The sequence below is a fragment of the Mesorhizobium sp. NPDC059025 genome, from assembly GCF_042739655.1.
Taxonomy (GTDB): domain Bacteria; phylum Pseudomonadota; class Alphaproteobacteria; order Rhizobiales; family Rhizobiaceae; genus Mesorhizobium.
Window position 1 is genome coordinate 451,669 of the sequence record NZ_JBHYIM010000002.1, and the last position, 23,953, is coordinate 475,621.

The 23,953-nt window shown below is 62.3% G+C and carries 25 protein-coding genes; 15 read left to right on the top strand and 10 right to left on the bottom strand.

Annotated elements, in window-relative coordinates; translation table 11 throughout:
* Nucleotides 1–75: 75 nt before the first annotated feature.
* Genes ACFWYE_RS06405 through ACFWYE_RS06425 form a run of 5 tightly spaced genes read left to right on the top strand, consistent with a single transcriptional unit; the run spans nt 76 to nt 4,999 of the window.
* A complete protein-coding gene (locus ACFWYE_RS06405; RefSeq protein ID WP_379110279.1) occupies nt 76–879 on the top strand; it encodes an ABC transporter ATP-binding protein in 804 nt (267 codons plus the stop codon).
* A complete protein-coding gene (locus ACFWYE_RS06410) occupies nt 876–1,628 on the top strand; it encodes an ABC transporter ATP-binding protein (RefSeq protein WP_379072544.1) in 753 nt (250 codons plus the stop codon). The genes ACFWYE_RS06405 and ACFWYE_RS06410 overlap by 4 nt, the downstream gene beginning before the upstream one ends.
* A complete protein-coding gene (locus ACFWYE_RS06415; protein ID WP_379072546.1) occupies nt 1,625–2,536 on the top strand; it encodes a branched-chain amino acid ABC transporter permease in 912 nt (303 codons plus the stop codon). The genes ACFWYE_RS06410 and ACFWYE_RS06415 overlap by 4 nt, the downstream gene beginning before the upstream one ends.
* The gene (locus tag ACFWYE_RS06420; RefSeq protein ID WP_379110281.1) at nt 2,533–3,558 is read left to right on the top strand and encodes a branched-chain amino acid ABC transporter permease; all 1,026 of its coding nucleotides are present in this window, start codon (nt 2,533–2,535) and stop codon (nt 3,556–3,558) included. The genes ACFWYE_RS06415 and ACFWYE_RS06420 overlap by 4 nt, the downstream gene beginning before the upstream one ends.
* The gene (locus ACFWYE_RS06425; protein ID WP_379110283.1) at nt 3,542–4,999 is read left to right on the top strand and encodes an aldo/keto reductase; all 1,458 of its coding nucleotides are present in this window, start codon (nt 3,542–3,544) and stop codon (nt 4,997–4,999) included. The genes ACFWYE_RS06420 and ACFWYE_RS06425 overlap by 17 nt, the downstream gene beginning before the upstream one ends.
* 16 nt (nt 5,000–5,015) lie before the next feature.
* Here the strand turns inward: ACFWYE_RS06425 and ACFWYE_RS06430 are convergent, their stop codons facing one another.
* Nucleotides 5,016–6,026, bottom strand: coding sequence for a helix-turn-helix transcriptional regulator (locus ACFWYE_RS06430; protein ID WP_379110285.1), 1,011 nt, complete (start codon nt 6,024–6,026; stop codon nt 5,016–5,018).
* A gap of 175 nt (nt 6,027–6,201) precedes the next feature.
* Here ACFWYE_RS06430 and ACFWYE_RS06435 point away from each other — a divergent pair, with 175 nt between their 5' ends.
* Genes ACFWYE_RS06435 through ACFWYE_RS06445 form a run of 3 tightly spaced genes read left to right on the top strand, consistent with a single transcriptional unit; the run spans nt 6,202 to nt 10,744 of the window.
* Nucleotides 6,202–8,436: a TonB-dependent siderophore receptor gene (locus ACFWYE_RS06435; RefSeq protein WP_379110287.1), complete on the top strand. Its 2,235-nt coding sequence runs from the start codon at nt 6,202–6,204 to the stop codon at nt 8,434–8,436.
* The gene (locus ACFWYE_RS06440; RefSeq protein WP_379110289.1) at nt 8,430–9,614 is read left to right on the top strand and encodes an ABC transporter substrate-binding protein; all 1,185 of its coding nucleotides are present in this window, start codon (nt 8,430–8,432) and stop codon (nt 9,612–9,614) included. The genes ACFWYE_RS06435 and ACFWYE_RS06440 overlap by 7 nt, the downstream gene beginning before the upstream one ends.
* A 59-nt stretch (nt 9,615–9,673) precedes the next feature.
* Entirely contained in the window at nt 9,674–10,744 is a 1,071-nt protein-coding gene (locus ACFWYE_RS06445) for a DUF2218 domain-containing protein (RefSeq protein ID WP_379110291.1), read from the top strand.
* A 47-nt stretch (nt 10,745–10,791) separates the two neighbouring features.
* Here the strand turns inward: ACFWYE_RS06445 and ACFWYE_RS06450 are convergent, their stop codons facing one another.
* A complete protein-coding gene (locus ACFWYE_RS06450; protein ID WP_379110293.1) occupies nt 10,792–11,214 on the bottom strand; it encodes a VOC family protein in 423 nt (140 codons plus the stop codon).
* 205 nt (nt 11,215–11,419) lie between these two features.
* On the opposite strand from ACFWYE_RS06450, the gene ACFWYE_RS06455 reads away from it, so the two are divergent.
* On the top strand, nt 11,420–12,193 hold the full coding sequence (locus ACFWYE_RS06455; protein WP_379110295.1) for a helix-turn-helix domain-containing protein: 774 nt from the start codon (nt 11,420–11,422) through the stop codon (nt 12,191–12,193).
* Between the two features lie 14 nt (nt 12,194–12,207).
* Here ACFWYE_RS06455 and ACFWYE_RS06460 read toward each other — a convergent pair whose 3' ends face one another.
* From ACFWYE_RS06460 to cueR, 3 genes are read right to left on the bottom strand one after another with little or no spacing between them, the layout of a single operon-like run.
* Nucleotides 12,208–12,648, bottom strand: a complete 441-nt coding sequence (locus tag ACFWYE_RS06460) for a YqaA family protein (RefSeq protein ID WP_379110296.1) — start codon at nt 12,646–12,648, stop codon at nt 12,208–12,210.
* 31 nt (nt 12,649–12,679) lie between these two features.
* Complete coding sequence (locus ACFWYE_RS06465; protein WP_379110298.1) at nt 12,680–14,197, bottom strand: multicopper oxidase family protein; 1,518 nt, start codon at nt 14,195–14,197, stop codon at nt 12,680–12,682.
* 37 nt (nt 14,198–14,234) lie between these two features.
* Complete coding sequence (gene cueR, locus ACFWYE_RS06470) at nt 14,235–14,681, bottom strand: Cu(I)-responsive transcriptional regulator (protein ID WP_379110299.1); 447 nt, start codon at nt 14,679–14,681, stop codon at nt 14,235–14,237.
* Nucleotides 14,682–14,949: 268 nt separating this feature from the next.
* Here cueR and ACFWYE_RS06475 point away from each other — a divergent pair, with 268 nt between their 5' ends.
* A complete protein-coding gene (locus ACFWYE_RS06475) occupies nt 14,950–15,174 on the top strand; it encodes a heavy-metal-associated domain-containing protein (protein ID WP_129415810.1) in 225 nt (74 codons plus the stop codon).
* Nucleotides 15,175–15,321: 147 nt separating this feature from the next.
* On the opposite strand, the gene ACFWYE_RS06480 is transcribed toward ACFWYE_RS06475, so the two are convergent.
* The 4 genes from ACFWYE_RS06480 to ACFWYE_RS06495 all read right to left on the bottom strand — a co-directional run bounded on the left by ACFWYE_RS06480 (nt 15,322) and on the right by ACFWYE_RS06495 (nt 17,042).
* Complete coding sequence (locus ACFWYE_RS06480; protein WP_379110301.1) at nt 15,322–15,519, bottom strand: hypothetical protein; 198 nt, start codon at nt 15,517–15,519, stop codon at nt 15,322–15,324.
* 157 nt (nt 15,520–15,676) lie between these two features.
* On the bottom strand, nt 15,677–16,075 hold the full coding sequence (locus ACFWYE_RS06485) for a GFA family protein (protein WP_379110626.1): 399 nt from the start codon (nt 16,073–16,075) through the stop codon (nt 15,677–15,679).
* A gap of 93 nt (nt 16,076–16,168) precedes the next feature.
* Nucleotides 16,169–16,654 (bottom strand): SRPBCC family protein, encoded by a 486-nt coding sequence (locus tag ACFWYE_RS06490; protein ID WP_379110302.1) that lies wholly within the window; start codon nt 16,652–16,654, stop codon nt 16,169–16,171.
* Between the two features lie 139 nt (nt 16,655–16,793).
* Complete coding sequence (locus tag ACFWYE_RS06495; protein WP_379072572.1) at nt 16,794–17,042, bottom strand: ParB N-terminal domain-containing protein; 249 nt, start codon at nt 17,040–17,042, stop codon at nt 16,794–16,796.
* A gap of 135 nt (nt 17,043–17,177) precedes the next feature.
* Here ACFWYE_RS06495 and ACFWYE_RS06500 point away from each other — a divergent pair, with 135 nt between their 5' ends.
* The 5 genes from ACFWYE_RS06500 to ACFWYE_RS06520 are packed head-to-tail and all read left to right on the top strand — an operon-like array spanning nt 17,178 to nt 22,684.
* Entirely contained in the window at nt 17,178–18,824 is a 1,647-nt protein-coding gene (locus ACFWYE_RS06500; RefSeq protein ID WP_379110303.1) for a N,N-dimethylformamidase beta subunit family domain-containing protein, read from the top strand.
* 35 nt (nt 18,825–18,859) lie between these two features.
* Nucleotides 18,860–20,200: an aspartate aminotransferase family protein gene (locus ACFWYE_RS06505; RefSeq protein WP_379110304.1), complete on the top strand. Its 1,341-nt coding sequence runs from the start codon at nt 18,860–18,862 to the stop codon at nt 20,198–20,200.
* A gap of 8 nt (nt 20,201–20,208) precedes the next feature.
* Entirely contained in the window at nt 20,209–21,138 is a 930-nt protein-coding gene (locus ACFWYE_RS06510; protein WP_379110305.1) for a 3-keto-5-aminohexanoate cleavage protein, read from the top strand.
* Nucleotides 21,138–21,656 (top strand): GNAT family N-acetyltransferase, encoded by a 519-nt coding sequence (locus tag ACFWYE_RS06515; RefSeq protein ID WP_379110307.1) that lies wholly within the window; start codon nt 21,138–21,140, stop codon nt 21,654–21,656. The genes ACFWYE_RS06510 and ACFWYE_RS06515 overlap by 1 nt, the downstream gene beginning before the upstream one ends.
* The gene (locus ACFWYE_RS06520) at nt 21,653–22,684 is read left to right on the top strand and encodes a histone deacetylase family protein (protein WP_379110309.1); all 1,032 of its coding nucleotides are present in this window, start codon (nt 21,653–21,655) and stop codon (nt 22,682–22,684) included. Before ACFWYE_RS06515 ends, ACFWYE_RS06520 begins: the two co-directional genes overlap by 4 nt.
* Before the next feature lie 3 nt (nt 22,685–22,687).
* Here ACFWYE_RS06520 and ACFWYE_RS06525 read toward each other — a convergent pair whose 3' ends face one another.
* A complete protein-coding gene (locus tag ACFWYE_RS06525; protein WP_379110311.1) occupies nt 22,688–23,950 on the bottom strand; it encodes a cysteine desulfurase-like protein in 1,263 nt (420 codons plus the stop codon).
* Between the last annotated feature and the right edge of the window lie 3 nt (nt 23,951–23,953).

The following is a 23,953-nucleotide window of genomic DNA, read 5'->3' on the forward strand; positions in this document are numbered from 1 at the left end:
CATTTTCGTAGTTGCAATTTGCTCCGATGTAAAGTTTGATCAAACATCACAGATCAAAAAAATCGATCGGCCACAATGCAGCCTGTCGCAGATGCTCCTTCCGACATACCCCGCGGTCCGCTGGTCGAGGCGCGCGAACTGGTCAAGCAGTTTGGCGGCCTCCGCGCTGTCGACAGCATGTCTATCAGCCTGCATCGCGGCGAGATGGTCGGACTGATCGGGCCAAATGGCGCCGGCAAGACGACCCTCTTCAACCTCATCGCGGGCAGCCTTAGGCCGACATCCGGCTCGATCCGCATCGGCGGCGTCGAAGTCGCACAGGAGCGGTCGGAGCAGCGTATCGCACGTGGCATTGGACGCACGTTTCAGATTCCGCGTCCCTTCGCTGAAATGACAGTGCTGGAGAATGTCCTGACCGGCAGCCAGCGGCAGTCCGGCGAACGCATCTGGATGAACTTTCTCCAGCCGGGTCGTGTCGCAACCGAAGAGCGTCAGGCCGTCGACAAAGCCCGTGCGCTGCTGGACTTCGTCAAACTGTCCGGGCTGGAGGCTGAACCCGCGCGGGTTCTATCGGGCGGACAACGCAAGCTCCTGGAACTGGCACGCGTGCTGATGGCGGACCCCGAGACGATTCTGCTCGACGAACCGGCCGCCGGTGTCAATCCGACACTGCTCGAACTCATCATCGATCGCGTGCTCGAACTCAACGGCCAGGGCAGATCGATCCTGCTGATCGAGCACAACATGGATATGGTCGCCCGGCTATGCGGCCGTGTCGTCGTCATGGCTGCAGGAAAATTGCTGACGGAGGGAACGCCCGACGAAGTGTCGCGCAACCGCACCGTGATCGACGCCTATCTCGGCGAGGTCGCAGCATGACAGAGCCACCCTCCATCGCGCTGTCCACGCAAGCCCTCGTGGCAGGCTACGAGCCCGACCTGCCGATCGTGCGTGGCATCGACTTTTCGGTTCGCAGCGGCGAACTCGTCGTCGTTCTCGGCCCCAACGGCGCCGGTAAATCCACCTTCGTCAAGGCGATCGCCGGGCTGGTACCAATCCACTCAGGGATCACCCTGCTTGGTGATTTCGACATCACCGCCGTGCCGACGCATGAGAAGATCCGGCACGGGCTGGCCTTCGTGCCGCAGACCGAAAACATCTTCGCGACCATGTCGATCCAGGACAATCTCCTGCTGGCTGCAAATGTTCTGCCCAGGGAAAAGCGCGGCCGCCGCGTGGCGGACCTCTATGCGATGTTCCCCGATCTCGCGGCCCGTCCATCGCTGCGCGCCGGCCTGCTCTCGGGAGGCCAGCGCCAGATGCTGGCGGTGGCACGGGCGCTGATCGTCGAGCCGAGCGTTCTGATCCTGGACGAACCGTCGGCCGGCCTTTCCCCCAAGATCGTACAGGATGTCTTTTCACAGTTGAAAGCGATCAACGACACCGGCGTAACCATCATCCTGGTCGAGCAGAACGTGAAGGCGGCCCTCGTCATCGCCGATCGCGCGGCGATCCTCGTCGAAGGGCAGCTGCGCCATGAGGGACCGGCAGCGACACTCGCCGAGGACCCGATCGTCGCCGAGCTTTATCTCGGCGCCCGCCCCGCCGGAAAGGCGACCACGCCATGAACCCGCAATTGATCATGGATGGCCTTATCGCTGGCGCGATGATCGGGCTCGGCGCCATCGGCATCACGCTCACCTATTCGATCCTGCGCTTCGCCAATTTCGCGCATGGCGAAATGATCAGCTGGGGCGCCTATCTCACGCTCGCCGTGAGCAGCCTGCTCGGTTCACTGTCGGGAGCGCTGTTCAAACCGATCGGGCCATTTTCCTTCGGCTGGTCGCTGCCGCTTGCCATACTTGCTGCCGTAGCGCTGACGGCGGCACTGGCGCTGCTGGTCGATGCCCTTTTGTTCGGTCCCTTGCGCCGACGCCGCAGCGCCATCATCATCATGGTGATGGCGAGCTTCGGGGCCTCGCTGGCTTTGCGCAGCCTGCTCGAATTCCTGTTCACCTCAAAACCCGTCTACTTTTCCAAGGCCCTGCAGATCGCGCTTCCGCTCGGCGGCGGCCTGCGCGCCACGCCCGACCAGCTCCTGTCGCTGGCCGTTGCCGCGCTTCTCGTCATGGTCGTTCACATCCTGCTGACGCGCACGGCGATCGGTCGTTCCATGCGCGCCGTCAGCGAGAACCAGCAGCTTGCCGGCGTTGCCGGCATCGATGTCCGCAAGGTGATCCGCACCGTCTGGGTGCTGGGTGCCGGGCTTGCCTGCATTGCAGGCGTCATGGCTGGCCTTCTGGTGCAGATCCGGCCCTATATGGGTTTCGACCTGTTGTTGCCGCTGTTTGCAGCCGCGATCCTCGGTGGCATCGGCAGCGTGCCCGGTGCCATGCTGGCAGGCCTGATCGTTGGTCTTGCCGAAGCGCTCGGCGTGCAGCTGATCGGCGCGGAATGGCGCGCAGCCGTCGCCTTCATGATCCTCGTCTTCGTCCTGTTGTTGCGTCCGCAAGGGCTGTTCGGGAGGGCCGAATGAGTGTGGAACTGATCGCCTATATCGCGTTCTTCCTGACCATGGCCCTGACTTACGCCGTCATGTGCCTGGGTCTCAACGTGCAGTGGGGGCAGACCGGCCTGTTCAACGTCGGCGTCGCCGGCTTCGTGGCCATCGGCGCCTACGTCTCCGCGCTGTTGACCACGCCCGATGCGCCGGACCGTTTTGGTGGCTTTGGCCTGCCAATACTGGTGGGCTGGCTGGGAGCGGCGCTTGCCACGGGCTTCGCCTCGTTTCTTGTCGGCTGGCTGACGATCAGGCTGCGCGCCGACTATCTCGCCATCGCCACCTTCGGCGTCGCGGTGACGGTGCAACTCGTCGCCCTTAACCTGCAAAGCATCACCGGCGGCCCCTTCGGCATCGGTTTCATTCCAAGGCCTTTTGCCAATTTGGCCGGCGATCCGCTGGCCTTCAGCCTGCTCAACCTCGGCGTGCTGGTTGTCGTGGTCGTCCTGCTCTACTTCGCGCTCGAACATTTGTTGCGCAGCCCGTGGGGACGCGTGCTGCGCGCCATCCGGGAAGAGGAAACAGCAGCGCTGGCGCTGGGCAAGAACGCGACCGGCTTCCGCCTGCAGGCCTTCGCCATCGGCGGTGCCATCATGGGTCTGGCTGGAGCCACCCAGGCGCATTTCGTCGGCTTCATCGCGCCCGACAATTATGTCCCACTGCTTACCTTCCAGGTCTGGGCCATGCTGATCGTCGGCGGTTCCGGCAACAATCGCGGCGCCATCCTTGGGGCCATCTTGGTCTGGGGCATCTGGGCGGCTTCAGCCGGCGCCATCGCCTCGCTGTTCCCCCCGGACCAGCAGGCTCGGGCTGCCGCACTGCGGATCGTGCTGATCGGCGTCGGCCTGTGCGCGATCCTGCTGCTGCGGCCCCGCGGCATCCTCGGCGAGGAACGCGTGGTTTCACGCCATCTCGCCCGCCTGAAGCCGGGACGCCGGATGACATCCAACACCAGCCCTTCCGTTTCCGAGCGAGGCCCAAATGCCAACCACTCCTGAACGCACGACGTTGGCAGGGCTCGATATCAGCCGCTTGCTGTGCGGCCTGTGGCAGGTCGCGGACATCGAGAAAGGTGGCACGACTCTCGACCCCGAGCGAAGTGCCGATGACTTGCAGGCCTATGCCGCGGCCGGGTTCGACACGTTCGACATGGCCGACCATTACGGCAGCGCCGAAATCATCACGGGCCGACTGCTGGCGCGCTACCCCGAGGGCAAGCGACCACTGGCTTTCACCAAGTGGTGCCCGGAACCCGGCCCCATGACAGCCGATGTCGTGCGAAAAGGCGTGCGGGAGCGGCTCGACCGGCTCGGCATTGCAAAGGTCGACCTGCTGCAATTCCATTGGTGGAGCTTCGAGCATCCGGCATGGCTGGATGCGCTGCACGAAATGGCGCGGCTCAGGCAGGAAGGCCTGATCGGGGCGATCGGCGTCACCAACTTCGATGCCGCGCATCTGGGTCTGGCTCTTGCCGACGGTATCCCGCTTGCTTCCAATCAGGTTTCCTTCTCCCTGGTGGACCGCCGTGCTGCCGGAGCGCTCTCCGAACTCTGTATGCGTAGCGGAGTCAGGCTGTTTGCCTACGGAACCCTGTGCGGTGGTTTTCTGTCGAACAAATGGCTGGGCGCACCGGAGCCGGCGTCGATCGCCGACTGGAGCCGCTCGAAATACAAACGCTTCATCGACACTGCCGGCGGCTGGGAAGCCTTCCAGGCTGTGCTCGGCGCGGCAGGCGAAATCGCACGCAAGCACAAGGTCTCGATCTCCAACGTCGCGACACGCTGGGTGCTGGAACATCCGTCCGTCGCTGCAGCCATCATCGGCGCACGGCTCGGCGAAAGCGAACATCGCGAAGACAATCTGAAAGCCTTCTCGTTCGCGCTCGATGAAGAGGACCTGGCTCGGCTTGAGGCGGCCTTTGCCGGCACACAGCCGATCCCTGGTGATTGCGGCGACGAATATCGCCGCCCACCCTTTCTGACCGCGTCGGGCGACCTCAGCCATCATCTCGACGCCCTGCCCTCGATCTATGTGGCAGCACCCGTTCCAGGACGGCCGGGGCGCTCACGCGTCTCGTCCGGCAGCGTCTGGGAACCCATCGCCGGCTTCAGCCGCGCCGTGCGGGTGAAGGATACGATCCGCGTTTCCGGCACGACCGCCACCCATGGCGCAGACCGTTGTGTCGCGCCCGGCGATGTCGGAGCGCAGACCACCTACATCCTCGACAAGATCCTGGCTTCGATCGCGGCACTCGGCGGCCGGGCAGAGGATGTCGTGCGCACGCGCATCTATCTTCGCGATGCTTCCTTGTGGGAGCCGGCATCGCGGGCGCACGGCCGCGTCTTCGGCGAAATCAAGCCGGCGAACACCATGATCGCGGCCGGCGCCCTCATCGGCGACTACGAGGTCGAGATCGAAGCGGAGGCGGTCATCGACTGATCCGGGGCGGCTGCCCTTATTGCCTGGCTGGAGCGATCTCGCGCGGCGTCACGCCGAAACGGCGCCGGAACGCAGTCGAGAAATTGGCGGGGCTGGTATAGCCGGCGATATCACTGGCTCCTTGCACGGTCACGTCTCCAGCCTGCAGGGCGAGGAATGCGCGCTCCAGCCGGCGGTCGCGGATGTATTCGAAAACGCTGGTCCCTTCTGCCTGCCGGAACAGTCGCTGCAGGCCACTGGCGCTGATACCGGCAGCCCGGGCAATCATTTCCACACTCAGCGCTGCGCCTGGCCGACTGTCGACGAGCTCCTTGGCCCGCTGTAGCCGGACGATGTCCTGGCGAGCAATGCCTGTACCCGACGAAAGCCTTCGCCCGGATTGCGTCACGGCGGCGAGCGTCTCGAGGATTATCTCGATGGCACGGCCCTCAAGATACAGCTTGTGCAATGCCGGCGAGAGTCCGGAAGGCGCCATCACCTGCTGAACGAGATCGATGACCCGCGGCGTCAATGTCCAGGCATGATGCGCAAGATGATCCTTCAGGAAGCGGCTGGCCGGTCGCGCGTCCTGCATCTCTTCAAGCCCGTCGCGGTCGAACCACTCCGGCGTAGCCGAGACCACGAGATGACGCACATGCTGTCGACCGCGCGATGCTCGCCGGAAACTTTCGGAGTTGACGCTCATGATGGCACTGCCCCGCATGGCGCTTCGCGGATCTCCCTTGAACTCGAAATGGCGGTCACCGATGTCGAGGTCAACCTGGCCGTCGAGGAAGATGATGCAGGACAAGCCTTCCTTGAGATGCGAGGTCACGGTGAACATCCGTTCCTCGACAACATCGCCGCCATGAAGAAAGAGGCCGCTGCGCAGTTCCTGATGCAGCATCCTGCCTTCGATCAGCGTGTCCTCCTCGGCAAGACGATCGTCGGGGCTGTCGAGGACGACCCCGTCCCTGGCCATGAAATCACGGACGCGCACCCGCTTGCCCTGCCCAGGCAGGTCGAGACCTCTGTCCGTTTGTGGCACCGTTGACATCGCTTTCCGCTCGCATGCCAACCGCCGGCATCGCAAGGCTGAAGAATCATTCCCGCGCAAAGATGTCTGATCGTCCGGCAAAGGTCCCGGCGTTGTCACATATGCTTTGCTGCCCTATCCACTACTTTAACTTGACAAATGCAGTCAAATTTATTTGGGGCTTGGAATGGTTCGAATTGGTGTCACGGAATACCAGGTAGGCAAAGCATGGGGCGCCGTTCATGGCCGCCTGTTGCGCACCTCGACCCTGGCTTTCGGGGCGGTGTTGGCACTGCCGTTGTCTGCAGGCGCCCAGAATGCGAAAGAATCCACTCAGCTGGAAAAGATCACCCTCGAGGGCGAAAGCGCTCGTGGTCCCGACAAAGGCATTGTTGCCAAGCAAAGCACCAGCGCTTCGAAGACCAACACGCCGCTGAAGGAAACGCCGCAGGCCGTCAGCGTCGTCACGCGTGAGCAGATGAAGGCCCAGGGCGTCGACAGTGTCGCCGACGCGCTGCGCTACACGCCAGGCGTTCTCCCTGACCCGAACGGCTTCGACGTCCGCTACGACTGGCTCTATATTCGCGGGTTCAATGCCTATGGCACGACGTGGCTCGACGGGCTGGTGATGCCCGGTGATCCGTCCGGCTATGCCACGCCCACCGTCCACCCCTATGCCCTCGAACGCGTTGAAGTCATCAAGGGGCCGGCCTCGGTCCTCTATGGACGCGCCGTGCCCGGCGGGCTGGTCAACCTCGTCAGCAAGCGTCCCCAGGAGACCGCACACCGCGAAGCGTCGATCAAGACAAGCGGCTTCGGAGGTATCGAGGGCGCTATCGATGTCACCGGCCCCCTCACGCCGGATGGCGAATGGCTCTACCGCTTCACCGGCCTTGCCAAGAACATGCATACCCAGATCGACATGGAGCGCGATCGCAAGATCGTGCTGGCTCCAAGCCTGACCTGGAATCCTACCGCTGACACTTCGCTCACGCTCTATGGCTACTACCAGCGCGACCGCGACGTCTTCAGCCCGCGTTTCTATCCGGCTTCCGGCACATTGCTGCCCAATCCTGCCGGGCAAATTCCTCGCGACCTCTTCCTGGCCGACCCCAATGCCAACCAGTTCAACCGAGACTTCTTCGCCACTGGCTACGAGTTCTCGCATCGTTTCAGCGAGACCTGGACCTTACGCCAGAACCTTCGTTACGCCCGCGCCGAACAGGATATGTTCCTGGCCCTCGTCAACCCCGCCTTTGCCTACACAGGCGCTCCGTCCAGCCAGTTGAACCGGGTTTCCGGTGTAGCCGACGACAGCCTTTCCACCTTTGCGGTCGACAACCAGGCTGAGGCGGTGTTCGACACCGGGGCGCTCAACCACACCGTGCTGTTCGGCCTCGACTATGTGCACAGTGTCTCCGACACCAATTTCGGCAATACCGGGCCTGGTGTGAGCGTGCCACCGCTCGACTTCCTCAATCCGATCTATGGACGGATCATCCCGAATGCCCCGATCCAGCGCTCGGGCCTTCAGAAACAGGACCAGATCGGTTTCTACGCCCAGGACCAGATCCGCTATGACCGCTGGGTCGGCACGTTCGGATTGCGCTATGACCGATCCAAGGTCGAAAGCACGAACCGCATGCTGGCGAACGCGCAACCGGTCAAGACCGAGGACGATCAGGTGACCTGGCGTGCCGGCCTCACCTACCTCTTCGACAACGGCCTGGCGCCCTACGCCAGCTACACCACATCGTTCCTGCCTACGCTCGGAACAGACAAGGCGAACAATCCCTTCCGCGCGCAGACCGCCCAGCAATTCGAGGTCGGCGTCAAATACGAACCTGTCGGCGCGCGCGGCATGATTGGCCTGTCGGTGTTCGACCTGACGCTTGAGAATGCGTTGACCCCCGACCCGAAAGACTCGCGCTTCTCCGTCCAGGCAGGCAAGCAACGTGTGCGCGGCGTCGAACTCGAAGGCAAGATGGAGCTCACGCCTGAACTCGACGTGTTGGCCGCCTATGCTTATTCGCATTCGGAAGTGCTCCGCTCGAACAGGCCGGTCGAACTCGGTCGCGAAATGCTCAGGCTGCCCGAGCACCAGGCCAGCCTGTGGGCAATCTATCGGCCGACCTACGTGCCCGGCCTTGCCCTCAGCGCGGGCGTACGCGCCACGTCGTCCTACCAGACCGACAGCACCTACCTGGCGCAACTGCGTATCCCGGCCCGCACCCTTGTCGATATCGGCGCCGAATATGACTTCGGGGCAGTCGACAAGACGTTCGAAGGCACCAGGCTGCAGGTCAATGTCAGCAATCTGTTCGACAAGAAGTATGTTTCGCACTGCCTGAACCTGACCGGCGGCAGCTGCAATTACGGTGCCGGACGGACGATCACCGCAGGCATCAACTACACATGGTGACGATATCCGGCCACCATATCCGGGGAACGCGCGCCGCCTTGGCGCCGATCCTGCTGCGCCCCGCAATCCTGATGTTTGGCCTGGCCTTGCTGTTCTGCAGCTTCGGCTGGCGGTCAGCCCATGCCGAGATCATGCTGATCGATGCAGCCGGCCGCGAAGTGAGGCTGGAAAAACCGGCAACGCGAATCGTGACGAACGAGAGCCTGCTTCTGCTTTCCTTGGCGCTGATCGATGCCGATCCGGCCGCAAAGATCGTGGGATGGGCCGCACCCAGACGCCTCGACAGCGGTGTCCTGGCCGCTTTCCGCAAGCGGTTTCCACAGTCCATGGACATTCCCGAGGTCGGCGGCGTATTGCCAACCAAGAGTTCCGCCGAAGCAATCCTCAGCGCGCGTCCGGATATCTTCGTCGTCAGCATCTGGGATCCCGGCTGGAACGACATTGTCGAGATCCTGAAATCCGCCGGTGTCCCGACGATCTTCCTGGACAGTCCGAAGAACAGCACACTCAGCCCGGCTGAGGTTACCGCCTTCTCGATGACGTTGCTCGGCAGGGCGATCGGCCAGGATGCCAGGGCCGGGGAATATGCCGGGTACGCCAAGGAACGCTACCGTCTGATCGAAGAACGGCTGAAGCGCGCGACAGATCGGCCGAGCGTACTGATAGACGCCCACGCCGGTGCCGTCTGCTGTTCGTCGCCAGGCGCAAGCAACCGAATGACCGAAGCCGTCGAAATGGCTGGCGGACATAGCATCGGTGCCGATGTTCCTGGCTATGACGGACAGCTCAGCGCCGAGTTCGTCCTCGGCGCAGACCCCAGGGTCTATATCGCGACCGGCGGCCCGCACCTTGCCGCACAGGGCGGCCTGGTGGTTGGAGGCGGGGTGAGCGCGCAAGCGGCTCGAGCCTCGCTGCGCACAGCGGTTGGTCGCGATTTCCGCGGCGAGCTGACGGCGGTGCGTAACGGACGTGCCTACGCTGTATCGCATCAACTCTCGATCTCGGCCCTGAGCTTTCTCGTTTTCGAATGCTTCGCCAAATGGCTGCATCCGGAGCTCTTCAGCGATCTCGATCCAGACCGCACCCTGGCAGAGATCAACAAACGCTTCATGGCCATACCGCTCGAAGGCACGTTCTGGATCGGTTTGAAGGAAGATGCCGCGGCAGCCCCGCAATAAGGCCTCCAACCGAGCATCCGGTGCATGAAGAGACCCAAGCTGAACGCAAGGCTTTGATCATGATGACATTTTCCGCCCAGACCCGTGTGGCGCTGTCCAATCCTGAAGCAATCATCGCGCCGGTCTGCGAACACATGCTCGAACATGGCGGCGTCGCGCGCACGGAGGATGGCGTCCGTATCCTCGAATTCTCCGGTGCGCGTGCGCGATTCAGCCTGACCAATGACGGAACATTGGTCGACGTCGAGGCAGACAGCCTGGAGAGCCTCTATTTCGTGCGGGTTGCAGTTGCCTCGCATATCCTGGAATTCGCGGAGCCCGCCGCCCCCACCATCGTCTGGCACGGCGATGGCGATGACCTGGCGCGCCCGCCCAATTTCCAGATCCTGCGCATAACCGCTGTACAGGACATCACGCCGCATATGCGCCGCATCTCATTTCACGGCGACAACGTAGCCCGCTTCGCGGGAATGAGTGCGCTGCATCTCAATCTCCTTTGCCAGCATCCCGACCTCGCGGCACCGCAGTGGCCGACGGTCGGCAGCAACGGACTGGCCCAATGGGGCGATCCGGCAAGACGCCCGGCCTTTCGAAAATACACAGTGCGCTCGCTAGATGTCGCTGCAGCCAGGCTCGACATCGACTTCGTGCTCCATGCCGATGCCGGCCCCGGTTCGGCGCTCGCCGAGACCGCACGGATCGGTGCCGAAATCGGTGTCATCGGCCCGGGCGGCGGCGGCCTTGTCGATGCCGACTGGTATCTCTTCGCGGGAGACGAGACTGCCCTGCCCGCCATTGCCCGTATGCTGGAATGCCTTCCCGCGCAAACGCGTGGCAAGGCATTCATCGAAGTCCCTGACAAGAGCGAAGTCCAGCAGCTCAAATTCCAGGCTGGGATCGAGGTGACCTGGCTTCATCGCAACGGTGCCGCCGCGGGCACGACATCACTGCTGATCGATGCAGTGCGAGGCACCAATCTTCCGGACGATGAATCGTCCGTCTACGTCTGGGCCGGCTGCGAATTCGCCACGTTCCGGCAGATTCGCAGCTATTGCCGCGGCGAGCTCGGGCTGAACAAGGAACAGCACCTGGTGGTGTCCTATTGGAATCGCGGCAACAGCTCCGAGTGAACACGCGCTCTGCCGCGAACCATGCTTGCCAGGAATGACCGCTGCCATCATTCCTCGGGGAGAAAGGCAGGATTGTAGACGATTTCCCAGAGATGGTCGTCCGGGTCCTGGAAATAGCCGGCATAACCGCCCCAGAACGTCTTCTGCGCAGGTTTCACCGGCCTCGCTCCGGCGGCGATGGCTTTTTCCATCACGGCATCCACCTCCGCTTCGCTGGCCACATTGTGGCCAAGCGTCAGTTCGGTGGGGCTACGGCCGGTTTTCGCTATCCCTGCATCATGGGCAATGTCGTCTCGCGCAAAAAGCGCGAATTTCGACCCACCCTGCAGATCGAAGAAGACAACGGCGCCATGCTCGAATTCGGTACCGATGATGCCTTCCGTCGGTAGCCCCAGACCATCGCGGTAGAATTTGAGCGACGTCTCGAGATCATCGACACCAAGTGTGATGACACTGATCCTCGGTTTCATGGTTCTGACCTTTCATAGTGGATTGTCTCATAGCCACCTCCGCTGCGGTGATGGCCTTGTACTATCTCTCTTCAAATGAACGGCATTGCTTGAACATTTCGGCCAATCTCGCTCTCCGACGCGGCCGGCGGGTTGAACCTCGCTGCTGGCGGGCGTACCTGTGGCGAACGAGACCGGCCGATGTGGAAAGGCCAGGGAGATCATCATGCAGGCGGTGCCCGCCCAGGCAACCGGCCACTATCACGAGCGTCCGGTTGCTCCTTTCCTGCGCGACTGGTTCTCGACCGTCTGGGCTCACCAGATGCCGGAAGCCGAAGCTCCGCCTGTCATCGTGACACCTGACGGCACAATCGACCTGCAATGGATCGACGGGCGTTTCCGCGTTGCCGGCCCTGACAGGGACCCGCAAACAGAGATCATACCGGCAGGCACCGCGGTGATCGGTTTCCGCTTCCAGCCGGCAGCGGCAGCGACCTGGCTGGGCGTTCCTGCCACTGAACTGCTTGGCGAGCGCTTGGCGATCGATACCGTGCTCGGTCGAAAAGGCCGGCAGCTGGATGCAAACATCCGCCCCCAGAGCGATCTCGCCGAACTCATTGCTTCCATCGAGAAGAGTATTGCGAATGGTGCTCATGGCCATAGTGGCGACTACGCCATGCGAGCCGCGTTCCGCCTGATCGAAGCCGGTCCGCCCGAGGATGCGCCGTTCATCCCCTGGCTGGGGCGAGCACTGGCAATGAGTGATCGCACGCTGAGGCGCCGTTTCGACGACAGCTTCGGCTACGGCCCCAAAACGCTCGACCGGATCCTGCGCTATCAGCGCTTCCGACGCTTGTCGCAAAGCTCGCAGGCATCAACGGCGGTATTGGCGGTGGAGGCCGGTTATGCGGATCAGGCGCATCTCGTGCGGGAAAGTCGACGCCTGACCGGCAGCACGCCGGGGCAACTCGAGCGCATCCTGACCGGCGCGAACGCCTGACTGCCGGCCACTCCTCAGCCTGTCACCCATGCATGCCCGACAACGATTGCCGCATAGCGCGCAGCCTTGCCGAACCCAACCAGCACGACGAAACGCCATAGGCTGACACGTGCCGCACCCGCAGCGACCGTCAGGGCGTCACCAATGACCGGCAGCCAGGCGAAAGGCAGCGTCCACAGGCCGTAGCGCCTGAACAGGCTGCCGGCCTTCTCATAATATTCACGAGATACGGGAAACCAGCGACGGCCATGCAGCACTTCGACGCCACGGCCGATCGCCCAGTTCACCACCGATCCCGCCGTATTGCCGACCGTCGCCACGACGACAAGAAGGACGGGGTCGCCACGACCGGCGGCAAGCAATCCGAGCAAAACCAGTTCGGACGATGCTGGCAGCAGAGTTGCGGCGAGAAACGCGCTGACGAACAACGCGCCATAGGATGCGAGTACGTCCATCAAACCCAATATGACCCGCCGCCCTTCATGCTCAGACTGTTACGTCGACAATGCCCATCATGCCAAGCTGTTCGTGCTCCAGGATGTGGCAATGATACATACGCTGCCCCGGCAGATCCTGCTTCAGCAGCAGCCTTACGGTTTCACCCTTTGCGACGTTGACCGTGTCTTTCCAAGCCCGATAGGCTGACGGGCTCACCTTGCCGTCGCGCTCGTGCTCAACCACCTGGAACTGGGTACCGTGGACGTGGAATGGATGGTCCATGTCAGCCTTGTTGATCACTTCCCACAGCTCGACTTCGCCAACCCTGGCGGTCACGTCGACGCGTTTCATGTCAAAGGCGACGTCATTGATGAAAAAGCCCATTTCCATGCCGCTGGCGCCCATGCCCATCTTCTCGGTGAAGACGAAACGACGGTTGATTGTCGCGTTGCCGAGGGCCGCAATGGCACGCAGCTTTTCGGGCAGCGGCGGCATCGGCTCGCCCGCTTCGCTGGCTACATTGACGGTCAGCAGTGTCAGCCCGGAATCGTCCGGCTTGCCCGGGCCCATCCAACCACGCTCATAGGCAAGCGTTTCGAGCTTGACCTCACCCGGCCTATCGAACGAAACCACCAGTTCGAGCCGTTCCGCCGGCGCCAGCAACACATCGCCGACCGCGACCGGAGCCTCCAGCAAACCACCGTCGGTGCCGATCACGGTCATAGTCGCCGCGCCGAAGGAGAGTTTCAGGAAGCGGGCGTTGGTGGCATTGAAGAAGCGGAAGCGGCGTTTGGCGCCAAGCGGCACGTCGAGGACCGGGTTTTTCTGGCCATTGACCAGGACATGATCGCCGACACGGCCGTTCATCAGATCCATCATCGAATTTTCCGGGATGGACCCATCAGCCGCAAGACGCAGGTCCGTGAAGACGAGAACCGTATCGCCATATGCCGCAGGCACCGGATCGGCCTTCGGCTTGACCAGGAAGATACCGGCAAGCCCCCGATAAACCTGTTCGGCCGTCCTGCCGTGCGGATGCGGATGAAACCAGTACGAAGCAGCACTCCCGGCCGGCAGATCGAATGCATAACGGCGGGTGGCACCAGCGACGACGGGATCCATCGGATTGCCATCCTGGTCTGCCGGCACCGGCATGCCATGCCAGTGGATTGTGCTGTCCTCGCCTGGAATATCATTGGTGAAATCGATCTCGATGCGATCGCCTTCGAAGGCCTCGATCAGCGGCCCTGGGCTCATGCCGTTGTAGGCAAGCACGGGCGTTTCGACGCCTTCGGCAAAACGGGCCGTCGCCGGCGCCGCCGCCAGCCTGGCGCGGAACAGACCGGCGTCGGTGCTCTCGTTGGCCAACCGAGGCAAGTCACGCAACGCTTCGCCCTCCTTCAGCATCAGCGACGCGGCAGGCTTGGCGGGGTGGGCCGGCATGCCGTGAGCGGAATGATCCATGCCTGGCATCGCGTTCATGTCGTCCATCTTCATTTGCGCCAACGCCTGGCTGCCGGCAGCAAGTGTCGCAAGACCCGCCGTGAGAAAGGTGCGCCGATGCATGGGGAACTCCTGTTGCTCTGTTCTTGATCGTTGCGGTTCAATGCCCGCCATAACGTCTGGCGATGGCGCGCTTTGGTTTGGGCGGAACTGCTTCATGGCCGCTCGATAGTTCTTCGATGATCGGACAATTCGGCCGCTCGTCGCCGTGGCACGTCTTGGCCAGATGCCGCAGCGTCTCCGCCATGGCGCGCAGCTCGCGCATCTTGCGCTCCAGCTCGACGACATGTGCCATCGCAAAACGCTTCACGTCGCTGCTGGCGCGCGAACGATCGCTCCACAGCGCGAGCAGGTTGGTCATCTGTTCGACAGAAAAGCCGAGATCGCGTGCCCGCCGGATGAAGCGCAGCATATGTATCTCATCCGCCGAATAGTCCCTGTAGCCGGCTTCGGTGCGTGCCGGACTGGCGATCAATCCGACCTGTTCGTAGTATCGGATCATCTTGGCCGATACGCCCGAAGCGCTGGACGCCTGTCCGATGTTCATTGGCCGCCCCTCGTCCAGCAAGGATGGGTGATGTTGCTTTGGTGGAAGAAAAAGGTCGGCATAATCATGGATTTCGCAACTCCCTTGCGGTTGTTGCAGCTGCAGATAAGGCTTCCAGTTACTGGAAGGTCAAGGCGCAACTTCTGAAATTTCGTCGGGGCGCGTGGGTCGCAAGTCGCGCATCACAAATCCCGCGCAGGAAGGCGCTTGACCTTCCCAGCATGGCAAGGCCCACAACCGGCTCATCAGCCACGAAAGGAGTGTTCCGATGCTGAACCTGAAAGTTCCGGAAATGACATGCGGCCATTGTGCCAGCACGGTCGAGAAGGCGGTGAAAGGTGTCGATCCAAAAGCCAAGGTGACAGTCGACCTCGGCGCATCAACCGTTTCGGTGGAAGGCGCTGCCGACGAAGACGCCGTGGCGGCCGCAATCCTGCAGGCCGGCTACGCCAATGAGAAGCTTGTCGTCAGCTGCTGTGGCAGCTGCCACTAGAGCGCTTCTGTTCCTGGAACTCCCGAAAAAATGCTCTTATGAAAAACGGCCCCGTGCTTTGACGGGGCCGTTAAATCTCCGACTCGCTGCCAACCGGGAAAGACGCTTCGTCGCGCCACTCGCGAATGGCTAGCCAGCAAATCTCATTCAGCTGCCCATCCATTGCGGCAGACAGGCCTTAGCGATGATATGCGCCGGCGGAACCGACGGCTCGATGCCCGAACGCATTCGGGCCCTTTCTAGAAGCAGACGTACATGTTCCGGCCGCCAGCCGTCGCGCTCCATCACGAGCTGCACGATCTGGTCGCCCAAAAGCTCTTCCAGTGTCTCTTTGCGCTCACTCATGTCTCGCCTCTTCGAAGGCCACCCGCGATGCATAGATAGGGCGCCAAACATGGCAGACCAATGATGCTTCGTCGGCTATTTCGAGGAATTTAAAGAAAAAAATGCGGCAGCGTCCGCGATGTGTTTCACATTCGCTCGAGGCACGTCCAGCCGTGGTCTACGCTGGCGGCGGCGCGCCCTCGAACTGCGGCAAGCCGTCATCGATCACGAGCCAGCGCTGCTTTGAAGCCATGAAGATGTGCATGTCGGGAGAGAACACGGCCGGATCGTCGAGCGACCCCGAAGTCACGCCCATGACCCCCGCCTTGTCGCGACGCGAGAACATGGTCGTGCCGCAATGTGGACAGAAGCCGCGCCTGATCTCCGCAGAAGAGCTGACCATGGCCAGAGGCCCTTCGACAGTCACCGCATCGATGTGAAACAGAAGCCGTGCATTGAACGCCGCGCCGATCGCTTTCTGGCACAGGCGGCAATGGCAGACGCGCTGATTGATCGGTTCGCCTTCGGCCGAATAGCGCACAGCACCGCACAGGCAACCACCCTGGTATTTCATTATCGTTCCGGCTTCTCGAGAAAAGGAACGGCACGGTAGCCTGCCGCTCCATGCCGTCAAATGAAAAGCTGTGATGTGCCCTATTCGCGCGGTCGATCAAAGCGTTCCGGCCAAGGCCTCGAGCTGGTCCGCACAGATGCCCCACCCTTCGTGAAAACCCATCTGCTCATGCTGCTCGCGATCGGCGGCATTCCAGTGCCGGACGCGCGCAATGTAGCGGGTCTTGCCAGCGCCTTCGTCCTCGAAGGTCAACACGACGGTCATGAAAGGCTTCTGTGAAGGCTGCCAGTCGCCGATATAGGCATCGGTAAACACGAGCTTCCTACCGGGGACCACTTCCAGATATTGGCCGGCGTTCGGGAACTCGCTGCCGTCCGGGCCTGCCATCACCACCAGGGATGCGCCACCGGCGCGCAGATCCACTTCGGCACGCGGCGTTGTCCACGGTTTCGGGGCGAACCACTGCGTCATCAGCTTCGGGTCGGTCCAGCAGCGGTAGACGGCTTCGCGCGGCGCATCGATGATGCGGGCCAGAACCAGTTCGTTCTCCGACGATGGTGCAATGTCAAGTTTGGTAGCCATGGTCATTCTCTCCTAAATGGGTTGATTTCGATCTTCCCACCGAGGACGGACGGCCGGCCCCCAACCCGACATCATTGCCGAAAAAATTGGCGAACAATCCGAAAACAGGATTCATTTCAGAAGCTTGCTAGCAAAAACGTCAGTGCTTTCTCGCCTGCACCAGATACGCGTCGATCGCTTCCTCACCAAGCCACTTCGCCGCTTCCAGCCGATGCAAGCCCTCGACGAGCACATGGCGCTTGCCATCGTGCCGAACCTGGATCGGCATTTTCATGCCGTTCTCCAGAATGTCTTCGGCAAGATGGCGGACGGTTTCAGGGTGCAATGTCTTGCGTCGTGCCGTCGGCACATAGATGTCGTCGATCTTCACCCTGTGCACTCTCAGCATGGCGGCTCCCGCAAAACATCTCTCCGTCTTAGATAGTCGGTTTACACGCCAGCACCAAGCAGTTGCTGGCCCGATGCTTTCCATTTGACGCCCCGCGAGGCGATGGTCGAAATGGCGGCGACGCACGGGCCTGCCATGAATCGATCGCCTTCGACATTTCCAGACTTCGGGTTGACCCCGCAGCAGCGCCACGCCGCCGTGAGAAGCCATTACTATGAGAAACCGGGCATGGATGGCGTCCGCGGCGAGATCTGGGCCTATACCGATCACTTGTCCTATCGTCCGGGAGAGATCGTGCGGCTGCAGGTCAGTGCGACGGCGGCGCGCTTTTCAATCGAGATCGTTCGTGACGGCGGCATGGAAGTCGCGGTTTTCGAACAGGCTGACATCGACTGCCATTGGCAGGACACCCCCGAACACTGTTCGGTGGAAGGCTGCGGCTGGGAGACCTCCTACGAGTTTGCAGTCGGTATCGATTGGCCGTCCGGCGCCTACAGGATGACGCTAACGGCGCGAGGCCGTGACGAGCAGCCGATCCAGTATCGACATCTCTTCATTGTCGCACCGAAAGCAGGCAAAAGAAGCGGTCGGATCCTCCAGGTGGCGGCGACCGGAACCTGGCTGGCCTACAACACCTGGGGCGGCTCCAATCACTACGAAGGCATCACCGGACCGAACGGCAACCAGTATTCGCCGGTCGTGTCGATCGAGCGGCCGTGGTGCCGCGGTTTCGTCACGCTGCCGCCGGAGGCCCCGCGCGTGCCGCATGGCGTGTCCATGCCGCCGAAGACCGCGCCGCGCTATCCGCATATGGAATGGGCTTACGCCACCGGTCACTCAAAGAAGTATACGTCGTCCGGCTGGGCAAGCTATGACAGCCACTTCTTCCGTTTCGCGGAACGCAGCGGCTATGCGATAGACCTTGCCAGCCAGCACGATCTGCACTTCACCCCCGAGATCCTCGACGGCTACGATTGTGTCGTCTTCGTCGGGCACGACGAATACTGGACGTGGGAGATGCGTGACGCCGTCGACGCCTATGTTGAAGGAGGCGGTCACGCCGCGCGCTTCGCCGGCAATTTCATGTGGCAGACGCGGCTGGAGAACGAGGGCCGACGACAAGTCTGCTACAAGTACCGCGCCCGCGCTGAAGACCCGATCTACAACGGTGGCGACGTTCACCGAGCCACCCATTCGTGGGAAGCTCCGGAAATCGGCAGGCCTGGGGCGGAAACATTCGGATTGAATGCCACACGCGGTCTTTATGCCGGCTGGGGCGGCTGCGCACCCCGTGGCGCGCGCGGCTTTCCGATCCATCGGCCCGAGCATTGGGCTTTCGCCGGAACCGGTCTCTACTACGGCGACCTGCTCGGCGCCGACAGTCATATCTTCGGTTATGAGGTGGATGGCCTGGAGCATGAAATCCGTGGCGGGCTGCCCTACCCGACCGCCGGCAGCGGCGCGCCAGCCGGCCTGGAGATCCTCGCCGTCGGCATGGCGTCCCAGGTTGAAGAAAGCGCCGATATCGCACCGGAGGATCAGTTTCTCGGCGACGAAGACGGGCGCTTCAGTGCCGAAACCCTTTTTGGCGAGGCGAGCGACGCCAATCTCGACAAGGTCAAGCGCGCGAACGGCATGATCGTCTCCTTCCAGCGCGGCAAGGGCGAGGTCTTCCATGCCGGTAGTTGCGAGTGGGTGGCCGGACTGCTGCGCCAGGATGCCATGGTCGAGCGCGTGACGGCCAATGTGCTTGACCGTTTCCTCGGCGCACGATCCTCATGACCGCGACACCCACAAGATCCTCCGCTGGAGCTTCCGTGACAAAACCCAACCTCTTCCATTTCACCCGACTGCCGCGCCCGACCGTGGATCGCGCAGCCGGCATCTATCTGTGGGACAAGCAAGGCCGCCGCTACATCGACGGCTCCAGCGGGGCGGTGAACGTCAATGTCGGTCATGGCAACCAGGCCGTGATCGACGCGATGAAGCGGCAGATGGATCGCGTCAGCTTCGCCTACACCATCCATTTCGAAAGCGAACCGGCACTCGCGCTGGGGCGTGAACTGGCGCAACGCCTGCCGACAGGGCTGGACCGCATCTACTTCGTTTCCGGCGGTTCCGAGGCAGTGGAAGCCAGCCTGAAGCTCGCGCGGCAATGGGCCGTCGCCACGAACCAGCCCAGGCGCTGGAAAATCATCGGACGCATGCCGTCCTATCACGGCATCACCATCGGTTCGCTTGGTGTCACCGGCGACGAAGTCCTGACACCTGCCTTCACGCCCATCGGCAGATCGATGCCGCTGGTGCCGGCACCTTTCGTGCACCGGGACAAGGATAACCTGACGCTTGAGCAGCGTGGGCTGCGCTATGCCGACATGCTCGAGGACAAGATCATCGAAGAAGGCGCCGACAGCGTGCTCGCCTTCATTATGGAACCGATCGGTGGCGCGGCGACCGCTGCCCTGGTGCCACCCGACAGCCATTTCGCCCGTATCCGTGAAATCTGCGACCGCCACGGCATCCTGCTCATCCACGACGAGGTGATGACCGGCATTGGCCGTACCGGTCGCTTCCTCGGCGGCGATCACTGGAACTGCCGGCCGGATATCGTCGTGCTCTCCAAGGGGCTGTCGTCAGGCTATGCGCCGTTGGGTGCGATCGCAGCAACCGAAGCGATTGTCGGCCCGGTGCTTGCCATGGGCGGCTTCCTGCATGGCCATACCTATGGCGGCAATCCCGTCGCCACGGCTGCAGGTCTTGCCGTGCTTGGCGAGATCGACAGGCTTGATCTCACCAGGAACGCCGCCGCCATGGGCGAGGTCCTGAAAGGGGAACTACAGGCCTTGACGAAGCGTTTCCCCTTCGTGGCCGACGTGCGCGGCAAAGGCCTGTTGCTCGGCGCCGAGCTTTATGCCGACGCGATCGCGAAAACACCGCTGCCGCGCGAGCACAATGCCAATATGCGCCTCATCGACCTTGCCTTCGAACGCGGGCTGATCATCTATTCGCGCCGGGTGCGTGGTGGGCCGGAGAGCGACAATTTCATGGTCTGCCCGCCCCTGATCGTCACGCAAGAACAGATCGGCGAGATCGTCGATGTGCTGGGCGGCAGCCTGCAAGCCCTGGCCGATGAACTCGGCCTGCCGGTCAATTCCTGAGGATCGCCATGGCGTCGAACAAAGTCATCATCACCTGTGCCGTCACCGGTTCGGTGCATACACCGACCATGTCGCCGTACCTGCCAATCACGCCAGACCAGATCGCTGCGGATGCCATTGCCGCGGCCGAGGCCGGCGCGTCGATCCTGCATCTGCATGCGCGCGATCCGAAAGATGGTCGTCCGACTGCGGATCCGGCCGTGTTCATGCAGTTCCTGCCCCGCATCAAGCAGGCGACCGAGGCAGTGGTGAACATCACCACCGGCGGCTCCTCGCTGATGGGTCTGGACGAACGCCTGGCGGCGCCTTTGCAGGCCGAGCCGGAAATGTGTTCGCTCAATATGGGATCGATGAATTTCGCCTTGTTCCCGATGCTCGACAAGCCACGTGACTGGCAGCACGAATGGGAACCGAAGCTGCTGGAGGCGACCCGGCATACCATTTTCAAGAACACTTTCGCCGACATGGAGACCATCCTCGACAAACTCGGCAAAGGATGCGGCACACGCTTCGAATTCGAATGCTACGATGTCGGCCACCTCTATTCGCTCGCCCATTTCAGGGACCGGGGGCTGGCGCAAGGTCCTCTCTTCATTCAGTTCGTGCTGGGCATTCTCGGTGGGATCGGTGCCGATCCTGAAAACCTCCTCCACATGAAGCGGATTGCCGACAAGCTGTTCGGCAGCGACTACAGGTTCTCCGTGCTCGCGGCCGGACGCCAGCAGATGCCGCTGATCTCGATGGCAGCCGCCATGGGCGGCAATGTCCGTGTCGGCCTCGAGGATAGTCTCTACGATGGCCGCGCGCTGGCAAAATCCAATGCCGATCAGGTCAGGCGCATCCGTGGAATACTCGAAGGCCTGTCGCTGGAAGTCGCAACTCCCGCCGAAGCGCGCCAGATGCTGGCGCTCAAGGGTGGTGACCGGGTGGCGTTCTGATGAGCAATATGAAACAAGCGACAGTTCACATCCGCCCTGCTCGTCCCGAGGATACCGACAATATCCATGCGGGCCTGCTGGGCATCGCCGAGACGGTCGGCGAACTGCACAAGGTGCGCTCGACGCCCGACGACATCCGCCGCGATGGTTTTGGCGACAGGCCGCATTTCCAGGTCCTGATCGCAGAAATCGATTCAGAATTCGCCGGCATGTGCCTGTATTTTCCTATCTACTCCACCTGGAGGGGACGGCCCGGCGCCTTTGTCCAGGATCTTTTTGTCGGTGAGGCTTTCCGCGGCAAGAAGGTTGGCGAGAAGCTGCTGCGACGTCTGGCGCGACAGGTCAATGACGACGGTGGCGTCTATCTGGAGCTCGCGGTCGATACCGGCAATTTCGGTGCCCAGCGCTTCTATGATCGCATCGGCATCACCCATCAGGACGACGACCAGGTCCACAGGATCATCGGCGATGCGTTCATCGCCTTTGCCACAGCCAAGGATTTCGGGGACGAGACGTGAGAGCTTTTTACGCCGACGAACAGAAACGTCATGATCCGAAGGCCTTTCTTTCCAGCGGCGCACCGCAGCCCAATCCGGAACAACCGGAACGTGTCGAGCGCCTGAGGACTGGCGCGATCGCCGCCGGATGCTCGGTCGAACGGTCGCGCGATCACGGGCTTGGACCGATAGCTGCCGTCCACACGCCGGAATATCTCGATTTCCTCGAGCACATTTTCGAGCGCTGGCAACGCATCGAGGGCGCCTCCGCGGAAGTGATCCCGAACATCCACCCGCTCGCGCGCACCGGCTCCTATCCTGCCTCGGCTGTCGGTCAGGCTGGCTACCATATGGCCGACACCGCCTGCCCGATCTCAAAGGATACCTGGAACAGCGCGCTGTGGAGCGCCTGGAGTGCCGTGGATGCGGCTGAAGCGGTGCTTTCGGGCGAGCCCGCCGCCTACGCGCTTTGCCGACCGCCTGGCCACCATGCTTTCGCCGATGTGGCCGGAGGCTTCTGTTTCGTCAACAATTCGGCCGTGGCCGCACAGGTGCTGCGCAGGCAGGCGGCACGGGTGGCGATCCTCGATGTCGACCTGCATCATGGCAACGGCACGCAAGGGATCTTCTACGCCCGGCCCGACGTCCTGACAGTCTCGATCCACGCCGACCCGGTGCGCTTCTATCCATTCTTCTGGGGGCATGCCGATGAACGCGGCGAAGGTCCGGGCCTGGGCTACAACCTCAACCTGCCCCTGCCCCGCAAATCCCGCGACGAGGCTTTCCTCGAGGTACTTCAGGCTGCCTTCCGCCGAATCCGCAGCTTTGCGCCCGATGCCCTTGTCATCGCACTCGGTCTCGACGCTTTCGAAGGCGATCCCTTCGGCGGCCTGTCGGTCTCGACGCCTGGCTTCGCACGTATTGGCGAGGCGATCGCCAGGCTCGGCTTGCCGACGGTGATCGTGCAGGAGGGCGGCTATCTGTGCGATGCGCTCGGCGCCAACCTGACCAGCTTCCTCACCGGCTTCGGCAGCAGCCATCGGCGATAGCAGTCAGCGCTGCTGCCGCAGCATGGCGATGGTGCGTGTCACGCTATCAACCGTCTCGTCGATTTCGGCTGCGGTGTTGTAGTGTGCGATGCCGATGCGCACGACGCCCTGGTCGGCAGGAATGCCAAGCTGGTGGACGATCTCCCAGGCGTAGTTGTGGCCCGACCACAGGAAGATGCCTTCGGCGTTCATGGGTCTGACGATGCTTTCCGGCACGATCCCTTCGACCGTGAATGAAACGGTCGGAACCCGCTCATGCGCGCGTGCCTTGTCGGTGATGCCGTGGATGGTCAGCCCATCGATCGTGGAAAGCCCGTCGATCAACTGCAGCGCGAGGGCGTTTTCATAGGCTATGGATGCGTCGAATGCGGCCGCGACCTTCTCGCGCCGTGAGCCCCTCGAGCCGGTCTGTTCGCCCAGCCGCTCGAAATGATCGATCGTTGCGGTCAATCCCGCCATCAGCTCGATCTGCGGTGTGCCGAGCTCGAAGCGCTCGGGCAGATCATTGGAAGAGCACCGGCATTTGTAGGGCTTCAGGGCCTCGATGACCGTGCGCCTGCCCCACAGGATGCCCATATGCGGGCCGAAGAACTTGTAAGCCGAGCACACCAGGAAGTCGCAGCCGATTTCGCTGACATCGACAAGCCCATGCGGCGCGAACTGTACGGCATCGACATAGACAAGCGCGCCGGCGTCCCTGGCAATCCGGCTGAGCTCCCGCACCCGGTTGATCGAACCGGTGAGATTGGAGGCGTAGTTCAATGCCACCAGCCGCGTGCGATCGTTGAGCAGTGCTGCCAAGGCGGCCGGTTCTACCTGCCAGCTTTCCTGATCAAAAGGCAGCCAGCGCACGACAAGGCCGCGGTCCTCAGCCAATTGCAGCCAGGGCGAGACATTGCCCTCATGATCCATGCGCGTGAGGATGATTTCGTCGCCCGGCGCGAAGTCTCGGCCAAGCGTGCGTGACAGGTGATAGGTCAGCGTCGTCATGTTGGCGCCGACGATGATCTCCTGTGCCGTTTCCGCGCCGAGGAAATCCGCCATCGCGGCGTGGGCATCATCCACCACCTTCTGTGCGGCCAGGGTCGTCTCGAAGAAACCACCGAGATTGGCATTGGTGCTGAGCAGGCATTGTGACACCGCATCAGCGACCGATTTCGGCACTTGTGTGCCGGCCGGATTGTCGAGATAGATGCGTCGGCGGCCGCTATCGGTCAGCGAAAGTGCCGGGAATGCAGCACGCACGGCTTCAATCGGAAAATCCATCCT